Source organism: Oscillibacter sp., from assembly GCF_032060045.1.
Taxonomy (GTDB): domain Bacteria; phylum Bacillota; class Clostridia; order Oscillospirales; family Oscillospiraceae; genus Oscillibacter.
The window spans coordinates 1-19,316 of the sequence record NZ_DAMBZJ010000005.1; the positions used below are offsets into that span (position 1 = coordinate 1).

The window sequence follows — 19,316 nt, forward strand, 5'->3', positions numbered from 1 at the left end:
CACCTCTGGCAGATTGCGTGGATTCTTTATGCCGTTGTACGGTGTTGCCTTAGGAATAATCCGTTTCGGGTCATTGGGGTCTTTCTGGTAGCCATAGGGCGGTTTGGAGCCAATCCGATCCCCACGCTTTGCAGCTGCCATCTTCACCGCCTTAATTTTCTTGCTGGTGTCACGGGCGTGCCACTCGTTAAATAAGTCCCGAATTGCAAGGCTTTCGTCCACTCCCTTGTCGGTGTCCACACCGTCATTGATGGCTATGTAGCGGATACCGTAATCGGGAAATTTTTCTTCCATCAAATAACCCATTACAAGACGGTTTCTGCCAAGCCGTGAATGGTCTTTTACGATGATGGTGGATACGTTCCCGGCTTCGACCTCTGCCATCATTTCGTTATAGGCAGGGCGGTCAAAGGTAACACCGGAAAACCCATCATCTGCCCATATTTTGGGGTTAGGAAAGCCGTTTTTCTCGGCATATTCAGCCAATATCTGCTTTTGGTGCTGGATACTGCCGGATTCTCCTGCAAGCTGGTCCTCTTGGCTTAAACGGCAGTAGAGTGCCGTGATTTTTTCGTTTGACTGTAACATCAAATACTCCTTTCCTCTGTACAGCCAAAACGATTCCCAATAAATTGTATGAATCTATTTTACTCAGAATCGCTTTGAGCGTCCAGATATTTTATTCTTTGTTCTGGTTATTCTCTATGTCACGCTCGATTAGGCGGATAATTTTATCCTCCGCAGACAGTGCAGACTCTTCTTTGAAATAAGCGTTTACAAGGTATTTGACACCGCCGATGACATAGCAAAGAGCCGGACGCTTGCCCGGCTCTTCTCGTTCCCATGTACCTTTTTTACTCTCAAACAAACAGCGCAATCTTTGAAAAAACAGCTTAATGCGGTTACAGTTCATATTCATCTTCCTCCTCATATTCGTTGTAATCATGGTGATACGGTGCATTTTGTTGTCGTTCCTGCTGCCAGTGCAGAACCTCGGCAAGGGTATCCGTAATGGTAGCCAGAAGCAATCCCGCCTGCTGGTTTTCTGCCTGTGCCTTTTCATGTGCCTGCCGTGCTTTCTCCAGCATGGAATCCAGTGCCTTACGGGAGAGGGCAATCTCGATTTCCTGTTTCGTCATGCCGTCAAAAGGAATATCTCGAAAATACATATCCTGATAACGGTCTGGGGTATCCGGACAATGTAGCTGACCCAGCTCCAATAAAACCTCCTGCAACAGCTGCATGTCACTGCCCCCGATTCTTGCCAGCCCGGCATTGCAGTTCCATGTGTTGCGCATATTTTCTGTAGTAAAATCACCATAAGACATCAATTTCCTGTTGGAACATTTTCGTTCGGATTGCAAGCCATATACACCTGCGGGAATGGTAAATAAAGTGCTTTTTTCACCCACATCGGCATCTATTCCGAGACTTGCCATGCGGTGCATGAAGTCCGCACGGCTATGACTAAGGGCAAGGTTATTTGCAATGTCCTGTGCCAGCTGCCGTTTCCAGCTTGCTGTTTGAGAATACTCACCATAGGAACGGTGTCCCTTTCTGCCATGCTCAATCACCGATAGTCCATATTCCAGACAGAGTTCATCGGAAAGAGAACGTATACGTTTCAAATCCTCTGGACTGGACTGCCATTTACAGCCGTTCTCATGACTGACAGAGTTGACGATATAATGAATGTGCATATGCGGTTCATTAGTATGTACTGCCATCATCACTTGAAAGCCATGAAAATACTCATATCGTTTGATAAATTCCTGACCGATTTTGTATGCCAGTTTGGTGGATACGTTGTCTCTTGGATCAAAGCTCTGGACAAAGTGGGCATACTGCCGTCCTGTGTCCTTGTGAAAGGCACGTTTGGTAATGACCATCTGCTGGTATTCCTTGCCCTTTAGCAAGTCCTTACAGTAGACCAATGCTCCGTTTTGGGTCTTGCGGTCATCCTTAATATAATCCAGCACCGCCCGCAGTCCTGCAAGGTTGCCGATACGCACCTTAATCGGCTTGACAATCGCCATCGTCATCACCTCCCAAGGCTGTATAAATGCGTTCTAGCACAGTTGAAAGCTGTATCTGCATTGTTTCAAGGTTCGGATTCTGCACAGCCCTCTGGTGGCAAAGTACAGTGAGTTGGTTGAGGTTATTGCCGATTTTATTCAGCTCATAACTGCATTTGTCCAGCCCTGTGATGTTGCAGACTTCCTTGCCCAACACTGCATGACGGCAGAAATCTGACATTCGGATACCCGACTTTTTAACCTTGGACTGTATCAGATTACGTTCATAGTCCGACACCCGAAACGAAATTTTATGGGTTCTGTTCATGGTAGCACTCCTTTCTGAATGGAGTTCCAAGGGTGCAAAAGCATTTGTGTCTTTTAACTCTGCGGAGCAGGAAAACTATCTGCGCACCGCAAGGGGCGAGGACGAATGTCCGACAGATAGGACGCTTGCCACACCCTTCGGGTGTGAATCCGTCTCCGTTGTCTGACACTCTCCGTAAAAAGAAAAGAGGGCAAGAGTGCAAAATTACCTAATAAATATAGGCATTTTACACTCTTGCCCTCAAACAGACGCAAAAATAGCTCTGTGCGAGAAATCACACAGAGCTATTTGGTCACAATTCTATTCTGCAAATGAACATACTATCCCCTTGGAACCGGCTGTTTCTTTTTAAAAATCGGACATTCATAAAATTATAAAAGTGTAATAAAAAGGTTTTCCAGTCCACAATGCCGATTTGCCGGTTACGCAAATCCCATAACAGCCGCCCCCGATTCTTTCTCAAATCAGGGTGATGCATGTTGCCATCTTTAGGCCTGCCGCCATAGCAGAAGTATCATGATTACGCATGGGGGTTGTTGCAATTCTGCTGTACCACACAACAGTAACCGCCGCAAGGTTTATCGCCGGAAATGAACTTCCGTCAGCGCCCTTCGGCTCGTCGCTCGCCCAATGCTCACGTTGCATTGCGGGATACGATGTTCATTTGTCAAAGTTCAAGGTTGTAAGTTCATAGTACTACAAAAAATGCAGTTTGTAAAGAATGTTTAAAAGCAAAAAAGCAAGTAATAGACTTCGGTTATACCGGTGAAGGTATTCTTTTTGCTGCCCCTGTCGGCAGGGATAGCTCTGCGTGGAAGCCCTTTTCATCGGCGTACAGATTGATTACACCGTTATACCGCTCCACGGTTTCCAAGACAGAGGAAACGCCAAGGCCAAAGCCACTTCGCTTAGAGGATAAATATTTTCCACCTCTGGTTTTGAGTTCCCCGTCAAAGCTGTTGTCCACAACAAATTCAAGCTGACCGTCCTGTACCCGACCGGCGATAAAAATGGTTTTATCCCCGGTCTGCTGACGCTGGCAGGCTTCCACCGCATTTTCCATCAGGTTTCCAAGAAGACCGCAAAGATCCACAATCGGAAAATTCAGCACTGCGGGAAGCGAGAGCCTTGCACGGAACTGGATACCGGCAGACTGTGCAAGATTGCTGTAATACTGCACCAGTGCGTCCAGCTCGATGTTATCAGTGAGACGGCCAAGCCGGGTACCCTCGTTGATTTCCGTGATACTACGGATATAGTTCTCAAGTTCCTCACAGTGTCCTTCTCCGGCCAGGCTCATCAGGGTGCGTAAGTGATGGCGGAAGTCATGGCGCAGCTTAGCACTTTCCTCCACCTTCTGATTCATCTGCCGCAGGTGCTCCACCTGCATGGTAAGCTGTCGTTTCATCTGCCGCTGTTCCTCGGCGTATACAAGGCTGTGGCGGTAACCCATGGTAATATCATACCCCAGCACCACGCCGGTTGCGATGACAAGACTTAAGCTGCCCCATTCCTGAAACCAGCCGCTAAGGATTGGCTCGTAGTTCGGCAGGAGGCGATCCCAGACAAAGGCGCAGGCATAGATAATATCCGCATAGAGCAGTATGGTCGCCTTTTCTATATTTTGACGTACCGCCATAGCAGCGGTAAACAGAAGATAAACAGCGGTAAGCAGCTTGAAACCGAAAACCAGATTGGAAAAGGCAAGCATTACCGGCAGTGTCAGATGTGAGGCAAACAATCCGTAAAGAAGTGCCAACACACAGACAACTCCGGAGGCGGCGCCGCTGATTACCTGCATAGCTCTTTTTGTATCGCAGATGCGATTGTGGAGAATGATCACAAGCAACGTTACCAGATACCCGCTGACCAGTTCTACTGTGTACCATGGCTGAATCGGCAACGGCAAAATACCATGCACTACGCTATATGAAGTAAACACTGCGGTCGAAAGGCACAAAAGGAAAAAGATCCAGATATTGTTCCCACGGCGGGTACGGATAGCAAGGTAAAAGCTGAAAATTGCAAGCACCAGTGTTACCGTGACCAGAATCAGGCAAATCCCGAACCGCAATCCGCGGATTGTGTAAACATTTAGGGGTTCACCCAAGGAAGGTGGATAAACCATACCGCTGTATACAAAAGAGTGGTCACTGACTGCAAGCAGAAGTGTCACTTTGCCTGAGCCTTCGAAGGTGATGACACGGCATTGGGCCTGATCCTGATAATCATCTGGGTTTGGTTCGCCCATTTGCAGCTTCAGTTTATCATCAATGTAAAATCGGTAGGCGGAATAGACTTCGGGCAGTTCAATGGCATAGGTATGTTCCTCCTCCGGCAGATACAGCGTTAAGGCGTAGCTTGCACTTCCGTGAGGGGAGCGGCGGGCGTCTTCCATGGAAAAATTAGACTGCTCTCCAATGGACAGGTACTGATAATTGTCACCCTGTTGTTTTAAGGTTTCTGGTGTCAGCAGGCGGTCTGCATAGAAACGCCAGCCATCCCGAAGATAGCGGATGGGTGTGTCTGTCCAGTCCGCTTCTGAAACATACAGCGCACCGTTAATGGCCTGAGGTGTAGCTTTTGTGTACTTGTTGTCAAAATGGTATAGGGCAAGAAACAGAGAGGAGGAAAGGGCAACCATCAGAAGCAGCGCCAAAGACCGCCGTAATACAAAAGGTTTTTTATCCATGGCGTTTCCTCCTGAAAAATGTAATTCCTCCAGCGGTCAAAAGCAAGCCGCCGGATACAGGAAGTAGCGGTGATGTACTTTTCCCAGTCTCCTGTGTACTTAATAATTCTGTAATGGTATATGTCCCCGTTGCATTTACTGCAAAGCGCAGAAGCTCCCCGTCATAGGAAACATCTGTAATTTTTCCGCCAGCTTCGTTTTGTATGGTGATATCCGTATTTTCCGACTTTGGCATGAATCGAAGTCGTAATACTGTTCCCGAAAGCTGCGTAACCGGTTTGCCGGAAACCTCCACTGCAAGCACAATCTGATTGCTTTCTGGTTGGGGCAGCCTAACAGTCAGAGTATCCGTATCCGATAAGTCCAGCGCTAAAAGCAGCTTGCTTGGAATACTGACGGTTACATTGCCGGAACCAAACACGACGCTTTCTTCCTCTTTGCAGAGATTCTTTAGACGCAGACCGGAAATGACCGTTTGGGTAGGAGAATAGGATTCTGTAACAGCAACGGATTCCTGAGATGCGGAACTTTCCTCTAACTGTGTATTGTTATCGTCCGTTACCGGGTTCATCACTAATTGAGCACTGTCGTTGGGTTTGGGTACTGTATCGTTTTTCTGCTCAGCAGATGTACTCTCTGCTTCCCGTGTGAAGAAAGCATCGGAAAACACTGGTACCGCTGATTCAGCTTCTGTGGCAGGAGTCACGGCTGTCGGTTTCTCTGTTACGGGAATCTGAGCCTGTGAATTGCCATCGTTGTTATGACTGTCGTTACTTTGAGAGTCACTGGGGGACTCTAGCTCAGTTGGAGCCGGCTCATTTCCGCCTAATGAGGAATCCTGTCCCTCCTGTGGCTTTTGTTGTTCTCCTGATGAGGAGCCTGAATCCTGTGGTGTGTCATCTGCATCTGAGGAGGAATCGCTCGTATCAGGCGAATCATTAACATCCCCTGAATTGTTATCCTCATTGGAATTATCTGGTGGCTGGTTCGGGATTGGAGCTGGTTGCGTGCCGGTTCCTGAACTTCCGCCGTTTACATCGCCGCCATCCCGGTCGCCGCCGGAATAATCGAGGATACTAAGCTCTCCGTCATATTGAAAGGTCAGAACACCGGTCTGACCGCCGGGATAGGTCACCTTAAGCTCATAAGTGCTTCCATAGGTAAGAACTTGTTGGGAAAGCTGGAGACCATCGGAGACAAACAGGAAGCCATCGCTTAAGCTTGTCCATTCTCCGCCATCCTGCCGCAGCCATACAGCAAAATCCTCCAGCTGTTCCTCTTGCGTGGCAGAGAGCACCCACGGAAAGTGTAGAAAGCCTCGTCCCGCTACACAGCAGTTTATATCTGGTTCACCGGGAACCTGAATGGAAACCGCGCAAAGTTGCTGGGGCAGAGGAACACCGTCTGCCAGAGTATACTCTGTTCCAAGGTCAGGTGACGTAAAAGCATAGTACACGCCAGCTGTGACAGTGTTTATGGCATCCAAAGACCATGAACCTGAGTTTAAGTCATAGGGGTTGCCATCTGCGTCATAGGCGGTGAAACCCATAGTAACCTGAGAAAACCACTGGGATAGTTGCTCCTGCGTGGTTCCTACGGGGAATGCCACGGCATCTGTCCGGTAGGGTTCATCGAAGCTGGCCAGAGTGATTGCAGCAGGCGTTATGGTAAGTAGCGGAGAAGTTACCTGTACGGAAAGGGACACCGTATTTTCTACTCCCTCCAAAAGTGTTGCTCCCTGTGGAATGGAAATGTTTCCAATCAGAGTGTAAGTACCGGGTGTCTCTGCATCCACTGTGCTGAAATCCCATGTAACAGACAATGTAAGCGGATAGGAAGAACCCTCCTTTTGTGCTGTGGCGGAAATGCTGATAGAATCCAGTTCATTCTGTAACTGCGTAAAGTCGGTATCGCCGCAATCCGTATTGAACGTATTTGTGAAAGCATTCGGGGTAGTATAGGAAATGATGCTGCCGGTATAGTCAAAGGTGTCAGGAACGGCGCTGTCTTCAGTTCCGCCCGCTCCGACAGTGCTGTCGCCTGTACCGCTGGTTTCATCACCATCCGTAACCATATCTGCATCGGAAGGAGTCGCGGTGTCTATACTGTCATCCGAAACAGAACCGCTGCCGGAATCGTTAACAGTATCTGTGGTTTCAGCAGGTACAATCGGTTCCTCTGCCGCCAGTACAGGCGGTGCAAGTGCTGTACAAACCAGAAAAGCGGTTAAAATCAGTGCAAGTATCTGCTTCATATTCCATCCCCCCGCAACGAACCAGCGGAGAGACTCAGACGCTGCTGCTGTACCTGCCGTTGCAGGCGCCTGCTGACCGGCAGTTGCTCCCCATTTTTCAGGATGAGAGAATCAGCGCCTAGCTCCCGCACTTCCTTTAGGTTGACCACAATACCCTTAAAGCAGGACATAAACTGCGAATAGGAGCAAAGCTTGTCGGAAAGCTCCGAGAAGCTGCCGGATACCGGAACGAGATAGTCCTTTAAATGGATACAGGCGGAGCGATCCTGATAATCAGCATAAAGAATCCTGTCTAGTGTGATTTCCAACGGCTGATTCCTTGTAGTAACCGTGATGGAGGGGAGGCTCTGCGGCTCTGTAATTTTGCAGTAGTGCAGTGCCCTCGAGAGCTTGTCCAATGTGGCTGGTTTTACGATGTAATCCGCCGCCCGGACATCGTAGCTTTTTACACCAAATTCTGAGCTGGTGGTAAGGAAAATAAGATTGAGATTCTCGTCCAGCTGCCGAAGCTTCAGTGCGCAGTCAACGCCGTTTTCGTTGTTCAGAAAGATATCCATAAAGACAACATCATAGGTACCCGGTATGTAATCATTAAGCAGTTCGCTGCCACTATGAAATTCTGTAATTTGCATCGTCTGCTGCTGATTGGCTTCATATTGTTTCAAAAGGCTGCGGAGTATTTCACACTCAGTAGCCATATCGTCTACGATTGCCGCATTCATTTGAAATTCCTCCTTTGCATATAATTATCCAGTTAACATTATACCATATTTTTGTAGAAAAAAATAACCGCTTGTGCAGATTTTCGACCGCTTGATCATAACCTATTGAAAAACACTTGACAAAATGCTACCTTAATAAAAACTATCAAACTTCTGTGAAAGAGGCTTGGTAGTTGTTTTTTTAGTTTTATAAGGAAAGGAGGCGGTCGCGTGAATGTTGCATTATGCGCGGCGTTTCTGGAGGAGGATGTTTGGGAAAGCCGTCTGCTGGCGGCCGTTTTCCCACAAAGGCTTGAAATTACGGAGTGTAACAGCGCACGGACACTTTTGCCGTTGCTTGACTTAAAGCCGTTTTCCCTTCTGGTTGTGGTATTAAACGGTGTGGCTGGGCTGGAGGCGGTGCGACAGCTTCGCCAAAAAGTGCCAGATGTGCCCATTCTGTGGATTTCTGATGAGGATTATAGCTTATTTGGCTATCAATATCGTGTGACCCATTTTCTGCGCAGACCTGTATCCGATATGGAACTGCGAGAAGCGATCACAGGCTGTTTACAGCTGAGAAAGGAGGAAATGCAAAAATGATGAAAAAAATTGCGCTTTGTGGCGTTGGTGAAAAAATCACTCGTATACTAGAACAATATAAAGGATTCCATATTTTACGCTTTTTTGACGAGCGGGAGCGTCGTGGAGATGTAAAGCTGGCATATTTTTTGCGGAACGACCCATCTGTGGAGCTTGCCATTGTCGGCTATTCTGGTGCCCAGGGGCTTGCCGCCTGTGATTATTTGCGAACGCAAAACAGCACACTGACCATCCTGTGGCTGTGCGACCGCAGGGAGTTTGAGCCCGAAGCAAGAAGACTTGGTGTAAATTTTTATGGCACTGGCCCGCCAGATTTGGAGCCAACCATACCACTGATACTAAAACAATGTATATAAGAGAATTTTAAGGAGGAACAACATGAAAAAACGATTTTTTAGCATTTTGCTCTGCCTTTGCATGGTGCTGGGGCTGCTGCCCGCAACGGCATTGGCAAGGGATGATCCTGACTTTTCGGGATTGACCGAAGGTGACATCGTCACCATTGACAATATCGATTACACCTATAAAGGCGAAGCCGACACCAGCGGCATTCAAATGTACAGTGGGGGCGGAATGAGTCATGACGCTTTGACGGAGGCCTATTGCTGGAAGGCAGGGAGCGGCTATGTGCTGTATAACCCCACGGTAGAAAGCGGCAAAACGACCTCCGCCGAGGTGATACTGCACAACGCAACCATCAGCACGGACAGTGCTACGGCGCTGGATTTGCCGCTTACTGGGAATATGGCTGACAGACCTTTTCCTGTTCCCGTCACCGTCTATGTGGAGGGTACAAATAGTCTGGCCACAAGCGATGCAACCAAGCGTGCCCTGGATAACGATGGAGGCAGTGACACCCTTATTACGGGCGGCGGCACGCTGTCGTTGACCAACAGCGCTTCGAGTGGACCCTATTCCAGCATTGGCGGCACGGTGGTTACCATAGATTCAGGTACGCAGGTCACAGTGAGCGGTGGCTCGGAGAACACGATTCAAAAGCTCGCTGTAACTGGCAGTGATTCCAAGCTGACCATTGTCAGTGGTACCAAGCTTAATATCATCAATATATGCACGGTGGACGAGGGAGCCGTACTGGAGAATAATGGTACGCTGAAAATGATGTACAGAACCAAGGATGATCCCGGTATCACTGGCGAGATTTCTGGGAGCGGCGGAATTGTGCTCACAGGTGAATCGGAGACAGTATATTGTCTTGTAGATGGTGAATTCATCCCCTATGGCGGTGACGTTAGCGTCAATGGGCTGAATATTTCGGGAAAGAAACAAGACGGTACTGATGATTCGACCTATAACGCGCCCACAGAAGTGACACGTTATAAGGCAGGAGAGAATGGCTACGCACTATTCACCCCAGCAGACGGCGGAGCAAACGCAAAGTTGGAATTGAATAACGCAACCATCAACACAACAAGCGGACGTGCCCTCTATCTGCCGCCGGAACCGGTTGACATTACCGTAGTGGGGGAAAACATCCTGACGGCAAACGGCAGCTATAACTTTGCCATTGACCCCAATATGCAAGCTGTGAGCATTACGGGAGAAGGCAGTCTGACCTTAACGGGCAACAAGGGGATTGCTTCATGGGATGGCACTGCGCCTGGTGTCACCGTCCACATTGGCGGCGAACTGAAAATTAATACTCCCCAAAACAATTCGATTGTTACGGACGGCGATATTAATTTATCTGCCGCAAGCATAACAACAGGTATCATTCGTGCGGGCAACGGCTCGCTTACCGCGACCGCAACAACAGGCAACCTTACCATTGACAACGGCGTAAGTGGCTCTTTAGTAGTTACGGCTAGCAACATCATTATGGAAGCACCTAACGGCGAAATAGCAGTAATGGGCAAGGGAAATACTTTGCTGGATACCAACGGTAAGGTTGACTTGAACGCAAAGAGAAATGTTACGTTAATTAGTTCCGAGAATGGTAGTGTGCCTATCTATTTCGGCACAGGCGGCGCATCCATCACGTCTGGGGAGGGCAGTATTATCGTGACAACTGACGGAGTCAGCGGCATTGAAAAAAAAGATGGCAGTGAGGTCGATGGGGTCACGCTGGATGCTGCCAAGGATATTACATTGAGCGCAGGCAATGCTTCCGTTGCCGCATCTGATGGAAACGTCAGCATTACCGCTGGGGGTAAGCTATCCTCCACCAGTGCCTACGGTATTCAGGTGGGCACACTAACCATCAAGGCAGATGAGGTGTCTATTGCAGGCACTCAGCAAGATGGCATTCTGGCAAGCAGTGTGAGCATTACAAACACGGATGGCACAAATAACTGCAAGAGCGTGAGTATTACCTCCACCAGCGGCAGTGACGGCAATGCGGCAATCAGATCCTCGAATGTGACCATCAAGGCGGACGATGTGCTGATTTGCGGAAACAATAAGGCAAAGGCAATCATCACTCCAAATGACAAAGGCACAGTTACCATTGGTGATGCAGGCATGATAATTGGCGCAGTTTCTATTACCGGCACACCAAATATTAATCCCCAAATTTTGAAGGTAGATAGCACTGGTGTTGACGCTTCCACTGGGCTGGATTTATCCACCCCTCCTGCTAAAATTACCTATTATAAGGCAGGAGACGGCTATGCACTGTTTACCCCTGCAAACGGTGAAGCAAAAGCAACCCTGACCTTGCATCATGCCAGCATTACCTCAGGGAGTGTAACCCCTCTTACATTGGGCGCTGAAACCGTGATTAAGCTGGAAGGGGCGAACAGCCTTGTAAACAGTAACACCGATAGCGGCGTAGGAATACAGGCATATAATAGTGGTGTACTGCCTTTGACCATTCAGGGTGGCAGCGGCGATTCTCTCATTGTTTCCTCATGGCAGTGCACCAACATGGGAGCACTAACCATCGACGGCTGCAGCGTTACCATGAACGGCAAGTGTTACGGCATATTAACAGAGGGAAACGTGGTTCTCAAAAACGGCGCAAAGGTGTCCGCTAGTGGTGGAGATATGGGAGGTGCAGTTAACCTTGAGGATCTCTCGGAAACAGAACAATATAGCCTGACCGTTAGTGATGGCAGTACCCTGACTATCACGGAGGGTGATGCTTTCATTACGGGCGACCTTACCATCAGCGGTAGTGGCTCAAAGGTGACAATAAATAGCGGTGCAACGGCAATTGTTAAAGGCACTGTTAAGGTGGAAAACAGTGGTGTGCTGGAGAATAACGGTATATGGCAAATGAAGTTCGGCACAACGGTGGATGAGATTAAGGCGTTGAAGCTGACAGGCAGCGGTGTTGTAAGGGTAAGGACAAATGAAGATGGTGCTCCTATATGGGCTACCTATACCAATGAAGGTGTTCCAGTGAAAGAAATCAGTAATCTTGACCTAAGCGATAGCGGCGACAGGGGCGATTTGACAGCTGACGGCTATCATTGGGATGATACAAACAATACGCTGACCCTTGGTGACGTCTTTGTGAGTGGTAGTTTAACCTTGCCAGATAACACAATCATCAAAACCACGTCAGGCAGTACCATCAGCGGAGGTATCAATGGTGCTGGCGGCACTGCTATGCACCTAACGTTTGAAGGAACGGCGCCCCTTGTCATTAACGGCGGTATCAGCCTAGGGTCTAACGGCGATACGGTTACCGTGCAGGAAGGGGCACACGTAACGGTAAACGGAAGCTTGTCACTGGGTGTTTACGATGGAACGTTGAACGTCATCGGTTCTGGTACAACGCTGAGCATTTCTTCTGACAATAGCTATGCGGCTTTATGCGGCGAAGTAAATGTTGGGAGTGGCGCATCCTTGACTGCGAAGGCCGCTGGTTCTGACTCTGTTGGTTTAAAGGTAGAAAAAATCAACGATGCAAGCGGCAATGTGAGTGTTAGCGGCGGTTCGACGCTGACAGTCGGCTGCGATTACGGTGTGTATGTGAAAGACGGCAGCTTTACCATAGATGAAAGCAGCACCTTTACCGCAAATGCCGACGTTGCCGCCGTTTGCGTGGTGGATACCACCAAAATGAAAACACAAAGCCAGACGCTGAATGTTCCATCATCGATGCTTCCGAGCGGAACTAAGATAACCGATGCGGTCGGAAACACCGTTGGAGGCGGATATCACTACTTTAGCATAGCAAACAATGCAAGCACTCTTGCTGCAACAAATGAATCCAGCAATCCGGCAACGCTTACCGGTGCGCTTGGTGCAATAACGCTCAAAAAAGCAAGTTCTGGTGGGAACAACAATAATAACGGCGGTGGTTCGGGCGGCGGTGTTTCCGTCAGCAGCTATACGTTAACCTTTGAAACAAACGGCGGCACGGCAATTTCCAGCGTATCCAAGACTTCCGGTACGGTCGTTGACCTGAGCGGCTATAAGGCAACCAGGGATGGTTATGATTTTGCAGGCTGGTATTCCGACACGGCACTGACCACCAAGGTCACTAGCGTGACCCTGACCAAAAGCGCCACAGTTTACGCCAAGTGGACGGAAAAAACGGTGCAGAGCGCAAGCCCCTTTGTCGATGTAGCGGACAGCGCATATTATCATGACGCAGTGCTGTGGGCAACAGAAAAAGGCATTACAAGTGGCACAACAGGCACCACGTTCAGCCCGGATAAAATTTGCACCCGTGCGCAGGCGGTCACCTTCCTGTGGCGCGCCGAGGGATCACCGGAGCCGTCCTCCGCAAATTGTCCGTTTACCGATGTTTCCGCAAAGGACTACTATTACAAGGCAGTCCTCTGGGCGGTGGAAAAAGGCATCGTGAAGGGTACTTCTCCAACAACCTTCAGCCCAAGCGCTACCGTGACCCGCAGCCAGAGCATGACCTTCCTGTGGCGTGCGGCGGGAGAAACCACGTCCATATCCGCAAATCCGTTTGCAGATGTGTCTAAGGATGCCTATTACTACAATGCAGTCCTATGGGCAGTGGAAAAGGATATCACAAAGGGTACGTCTGACACGGCGTTCAGCCCCGATGGCGGCTGCACTCGTGCGCAGATCGTAACCTTCCTGTATAGGTATATGGGGAAATAAAAATATGCTCTCTCGGAATCTTAAGTGATTATTACAAAAGTCAAAATAACGTGCTTTGAAAAATAATTATTATTCAAAACCCAAGAAAGGTGGGAAATTTTAATAAAAAAGAATTTCCAAAGCCTTACAAATCAAGGGCGAAGATTCCGAGAGAATAGAAAACCATAGGAGGAATTTTTTATGAAAAAACGGCTATTAAGCTGGTTATTAACATTAACCCTGGTGCTAAGCCTAGTGCCAGGAATGACCATAACAGCATCGGCGTGGGGCAAGACATCTTATGATGAGCTACTTAACGCTATCAGCAATCAGACACTGCTGGATAACCGCGTTGGCGGTTCTATAGATAATGATGACAGTGGATATTTTGCCGTTGATGGCAAAAAGATTACTAATTCAGATTCAAGGCATGCACAAATTGCTTCTGGTAATTCAACAAAGGACTTCACTTTTAACAATCCACCCCAAAGTGATTCTTCCTGTGCGACCTTCTTTCGTATCGTTCTTAAACCAAGTGAAATTAGCCGAATGCTAACTTTCAAGGTCAACCTGCCTGATAATAATGGTACGTACTACCACGACGGCGTTTTCAGACTGTTTATCTTTAACTCTGAGGTCCCCTATGTAGACAACAGTCCCCAACATTCTTACGATCCACAGTTGTCTCGCGAGGAATATGCTGTTGGAGGGAATAAGCAACCTGAAATCGTCGAAGATAGCAGCCTTCTTCCAAATAGCGGAACTTATGTGCAGGAAAAAACAGGCGGGGGCGAAGCTACCTTCGGGGCTGTAATCAAGCCTTCCCCTGAAAAAAAGGTATACGTTTATCTAGTCTATGACCCTGCCCGCAATAACTGGGGCGGAGGTGATTATTCTGCTGCATCACTCTTTGAATTAAGTGACTACAATGCACAATTTTCAATAAGCGACCTTAATCTTTACGAGGAAGTTCCAGATATCTTAGAGGTTACACCCAATAATAATTATTTAGTGCGAGAAACCATCAATGATACTAGCACTATTACCGCAAGCTATAATAAGAAGATATATTACCATGATGAGAACCACCCAACTCTAGAGCTTTTAACTCTTGCCGGTGAATCTCCTTATCTGTTCGCTAACGATTCCAACAGCTACACTGCAACGAAAACCACTCTAAATTACCAAGGCAGTGGAGCAAATTTACAAAGCGTCAGTCAATCGGGTAGTACCTCGGGTATCTCTTCTGCCTTAGCGGGTCTAGCTGGTCAGGGCTTATACTTAGGTAATGCTACGAATGATGGTACTTGGAATACTTCAGAAAATGCTCTGACAGTAAATGGCGAAATGTCAGTACCCCTATATTCCGCAACGAAAGACATTTTCCTTACTATCAATGGTGAGAAAATCTCTTCTGTAACATTTAATGGCATTACCGCTGCAAAAAAAGATAACTCCTATACACTTAGGATACCGAAAGAGACATATGGAGAGACACACATTAACACCAGTGCCTCGTCATCACTAAAATTTAATACAGATACAACAGAAAAACAATCTGTAGCGCTAACTTTTAATAACGACAGCAACACCCTTGGCAATTCTCAGAAATTAACCTATGGAGACAACCTTTGCGAATTGCTTAAAGTAACATATGACGGTCAGCCCGTAAATGAGGAAGGGGTTTTCTCATGGAGTTTATCGCAGGGTACTATGCCTCATATTGACACCACAGGCATAGCAGAGTTAGCTGGAACTGGGATAACAGAACGCTATAAGGTTACTTTCAGTAGCTCCTCCTACTATGGAGAAGCGGAGCTGTCTCTGAATAAATGCGCAATTGATAAGCGCGCCCTCACAATGACACTTGGAGGCGAATTGGTAAAGCAATATGACGGAGCAAACGATCTGGTCATCCATGATCGATTGAATGTTACGTGTGCATTCGATGGGTATTTAAGTAAAGATGCTGACATCTTTAAAAATATAAAAACATTAGAGGATGTCAGACTACCGAATGATAGTATGCTCGGCACCTTTTCTAGCCCTGATGCTGGGACAGGAATTAATGTAGTCATTAATAACTATGGGTTTTATATATTGGAACGTGATGTATACCCCGTCCTTAAAAATTATTATATTAAGGAGGGTTCATCTGGAAATATAGGTACTATTAGGCCTAAAAAATTAACACAAGTTAATGGATTCAGTATTCTTCCTAGAGCATACGAGGCGGGTAATACAAAGGTTCAGTTAATTGCAGAAAATCTCACTTTATCAGAATCAGAGATTCTGGAACGAGACAAAGGTAAAGTAGGTGTTGCTTTAAAATCTAGTATAAATCCAAAGGAATTTGAACGGGGAGAGGACAATGTTGGAACTGCTAGTGTACCAATTTACTTCCAGGCCAACCTTGAATTAACTGGAGAAAATTCGAAAAATTATATTTTTACAGAAACATTTAACTATGCTTTGGTGAAAAGCTTGGTCTACACTGAGACATACAGTCCTAAACTTCTGTTTTATCTACCAGATGATTCTTCGAGTCAATTCGAAAACTATACTGCCACATACACAGGAGAGGCTATTACGCCTTACATTATGACTGCCGATAAGCGTTACTATATGTATGCTCTCAAGGAATACTGCGATATAGAATACAGTAACAATATTGAGCCAGGCACTGCCACCGTAACCATACGTAACAAAGACCAGCGCTACCCCACCTCGGACGGCAAGCTTATATTCTTTACTACGACCTCCGCCAACTTTACAATTCAACAATTGGAAACAACGGAAGCAGCCGTTCTGGCAGACACCAATAAAGGCAATGATAACTGGTACATCGGCGATGTAACTGTCAATGCCCCAAATGGGTTTCAGATTTCAAAAGAAATAGGGCAAAATGCAAATTGGCAAAACTTCCTTACTGTCACTGAGGATATGAATGGCAGCTACACCTATTATCTCAAAAAGACTGCGGACGGCAGTGTCACCGCATCTAAGACTATTGAGATTAAGCGGGATTCAACGGCACCTACAATATCAGCAATCAACAATTCAAATATAACTGACAATGCAGCAATCGTTACCGTAAATGCCAATGACGACGGTTCTGACATAGCCAGCTATGAACTGTCTAAAACCAGCTTCGGCAGTGAACCTACAATCACCGGTGGTGACAACGGTGTATTTAACATTTCAAATCTGTTTCCTAATACACAATACGACTTTACCGCAATGGTCAAGGATAAGGCAGGCAATGTGACTACACAGGCTTTAAGCTTTACCACTGAAAAAACACTACCTATTGCTGGTGAGCCAAGTTTTGGCAGTGCAGTTTATGGGACTCCCTTAAGCAATCTTACTATTGATTCTGGGACATCTGCCATAGCAGGAAGCTGGGTATTGGATGACAAAATCAACAATGCAGACAGTATTTACCCAACTGTAAATGATACAACCGAATACTCTGTCGTGTTTATACCCTCTGAAAATCCTGACAGCTACGGTAAATTAACGCGTAAGCTGAAACCGACGATCATACCGAAAGAACTAACGCTTTCCGAGGTCACCTGTTCAAATAAAAAGTATGATGGCGAAAATACGGTGGATATCACAAATGCCAAACTAAATGGCATTATAAATTCTGATGAGGTCTATGTAGACACCAATGGGCTGACAGGAACCCTGAATGGCTCCGACGTAGGCCCTTACAATGCAATTAACATTGGTAACATGACACTGGCAGGGCCAATGGCAGGCAACTATACTCTAAAGCAGCCAGTTGAAGAAATCTCTACAACAGTAGAAATCTTGAAAGCTGACGCATTTACCTTGAACAGCCCTGCAACAATGATAAAGAATCAAGATAACTACACACTACGTCTTGACCTGACTCAAATCAGTGGTTATCCGCCGACTCCTGGCGGTACGCCCATATTCACGATCACCAGTAACAGCTATAACTCCCTAAGCAGTGCAACCCTGGAGGGTGATACGCTCATTCTTGCAGTAAACAAAATGCAGAATTATACTTCCGATACTGTAACCATCGATGTTACGGGTATGGATAACTATGAGGACAGTATTATCACTGTGAATGTAGATTATACTGACAAAGTCCCTGTAACTATTTCAGGTGTAACTGTAACAGATAAATCTTATGACGGTAGTGAAATCAGTTATTCTGGCACACCTGTTTCCACTTCAAATAATACGGAAATAACTCCTTCTGGTTATACCTATACCTGGCAAACAGCCAGCGGACAAACTTTATCTGCGGCTCCTAAGAATGCAGGTAACTATAAGTTGATTATTTCGGTGGACAACAACGACCCAGCTTACATCGGTAGTGGAGTAGTGAACTTTACCATCAGTAAGGCTACCATTACCATTACTGCTGATAACAAAACTGCATATGTAAAAGATACAAAACCAACTTTAACTTATACTGTGTCTGGTCTTGCACCAAATGAAGAATTAAAAAAGCTTCCAAACCTTACCTGTGATTCAGATATGGGGAAAAGCAATACTTACACAATAGCTGTCAGCGACGCATCAGTACCGGAAGGTGACAACTACAATGAAAAAATTATATACCATAACGGAGTGTTAATTGTAAGCAACTCGTCTTCCGGAGGTTCGTCGGGTGGATCTTCTGACAGTGCTGCCACTGTTCTGGTTTCAAGTGATTCCGCAAAGATTAGTGTGTCTGCCACTGTCTCTAATGGCACGGCAACAATTTCTGTCACGGACACACAGCTTTCAATGATTGCTTCCGCAGCTAAGAACACCGGCACAATCAAAATTGATGTATCCGGTCTCAAGGTCAATGCCATAGTTATCCCATCTAAGCTTGTTTCGGCAGTGGATAACGCATCTACCTCCGCAAGTCTTGAAGTTGTGCTTTCAAACGGTACTGTGACCCTTGACAAAACTGCGCTTAATGCCATCAAAGACAAGGGCGACGTAAAGATTTCCGTTGAGGCTGTGGATCATGCAAAGCTCAGCAATACGCAGAAAGAGGCACTTGGCAAACAGACAAATACGGCGGTTGTCGTTGACGTAAACATCTATGTGAATGGCACCAATACCAGCACGTTTCATAGTGGCAAGATTCATGTTTCTGTACCGTACACGCTGAAATCCGGCGAAAACGCAAACAGCATCACAGTCTGGTTCATAAAGGACGATGGTACAATTGAGCCGAAGAATGGCACGTACAGCGATGGAACGGTAGAATTTACAACTGACCACTTGTCTCATTATCTGATTGTAAGCTTCCCGTTTGCGGACGTAAACCAAAATACATGGAGCTATGGAAGCGTGGCTTACGCTTACAACAATGGCCTGTTCTCAGGTACTTCCGCCACCATGTTCAGCCCCGATGCGGCCATGACCCGCCAAATGATCTGGATGGTACTTGCTCGTATGGATGGCAGGATGCCAGCCGATATGGACGATGCTCGTCATTGGGCAATGGAAAATGGTATTTCTGACGGATCCAACCCGACAAACTCCATCAACCGCGAACAGTTGGCGGCGATACTCTATCGCTATGCTGCTTATAAAAAGTATGACACCACACAGGGCGGCATGGCTATTCGGGAATTCGCAGACTATGACAGTGTTTCTGTCTATGCGCAGACCTCGCTCAGCTGGGCAGTTAATGTCGGGCTAATAAAGGGCAGCAACA

At 46.9% G+C, this 19,316-nt stretch carries 11 protein-coding genes; 4 read left to right on the top strand and 7 right to left on the bottom strand.

Features of this window, described 5'->3' with window-relative positions:
• The 7 genes from RT018_RS03205 to RT018_RS03235 all read right to left on the bottom strand — a co-directional run.
• The coding region (locus RT018_RS03205) for a recombinase family protein (RefSeq protein ID WP_312939194.1) at positions 1–588 on the bottom strand (588 nt) is incomplete at its 3' end.
• Positions 589–679: 91 nt separating this feature from the next.
• Complete coding sequence (locus RT018_RS03210; RefSeq protein WP_312939197.1) at positions 680–913, bottom strand: transposon-encoded TnpW family protein; 234 nt, start codon at positions 911–913, stop codon at positions 680–682.
• Positions 903–2,036, bottom strand: a complete 1,134-nt coding sequence (locus tag RT018_RS03215) for a relaxase/mobilization nuclease domain-containing protein (protein ID WP_312939200.1) — start codon at positions 2,034–2,036, stop codon at positions 903–905. The genes RT018_RS03210 and RT018_RS03215 overlap by 11 nt, the downstream gene beginning before the upstream one ends.
• Positions 2,014–2,343, bottom strand: coding sequence for a plasmid mobilization protein (locus tag RT018_RS03220; RefSeq protein WP_312939202.1), 330 nt, complete (start codon positions 2,341–2,343; stop codon positions 2,014–2,016). Before RT018_RS03220 ends, RT018_RS03215 begins: the two co-directional genes overlap by 23 nt.
• Before the next feature lie 757 nt (positions 2,344–3,100).
• The gene (locus RT018_RS03225) at positions 3,101–5,035 is read right to left on the bottom strand and encodes a GHKL domain-containing protein (protein WP_312939204.1); all 1,935 of its coding nucleotides are present in this window, start codon (positions 5,033–5,035) and stop codon (positions 3,101–3,103) included.
• The gene (locus RT018_RS03230; RefSeq protein ID WP_312939206.1) at positions 5,028–7,289 is read right to left on the bottom strand and encodes an LPXTG cell wall anchor domain-containing protein; all 2,262 of its coding nucleotides are present in this window, start codon (positions 7,287–7,289) and stop codon (positions 5,028–5,030) included. The genes RT018_RS03225 and RT018_RS03230 overlap by 8 nt, the downstream gene beginning before the upstream one ends.
• Positions 7,286–8,011: a LytTR family DNA-binding domain-containing protein gene (locus RT018_RS03235; protein ID WP_312939209.1), complete on the bottom strand. Its 726-nt coding sequence runs from the start codon at positions 8,009–8,011 to the stop codon at positions 7,286–7,288. The genes RT018_RS03230 and RT018_RS03235 overlap by 4 nt, the downstream gene beginning before the upstream one ends.
• 210 nt (positions 8,012–8,221) lie before the next feature.
• On the opposite strand from RT018_RS03235, the gene RT018_RS03240 reads away from it, so the two are divergent.
• From RT018_RS03240 to RT018_RS03255, 4 genes are all read left to right on the top strand, one after another.
• The gene (locus RT018_RS03240) at positions 8,222–8,593 is read left to right on the top strand and encodes a hypothetical protein (protein WP_312939210.1); all 372 of its coding nucleotides are present in this window, start codon (positions 8,222–8,224) and stop codon (positions 8,591–8,593) included.
• The gene (locus RT018_RS03245; RefSeq protein WP_312939212.1) at positions 8,590–8,949 is read left to right on the top strand and encodes a hypothetical protein; all 360 of its coding nucleotides are present in this window, start codon (positions 8,590–8,592) and stop codon (positions 8,947–8,949) included. The genes RT018_RS03240 and RT018_RS03245 overlap by 4 nt, the downstream gene beginning before the upstream one ends.
• 22 nt (positions 8,950–8,971) lie before the next feature.
• The gene (locus RT018_RS03250; RefSeq protein ID WP_312939213.1) at positions 8,972–13,639 is read left to right on the top strand and encodes an S-layer homology domain-containing protein; all 4,668 of its coding nucleotides are present in this window, start codon (positions 8,972–8,974) and stop codon (positions 13,637–13,639) included.
• A gap of 180 nt (positions 13,640–13,819) precedes the next feature.
• A partial coding sequence (locus RT018_RS03255; protein ID WP_312939216.1) for a YDG domain-containing protein occupies positions 13,820–19,316 on the top strand: 5,497 nt, incomplete at its 3' end.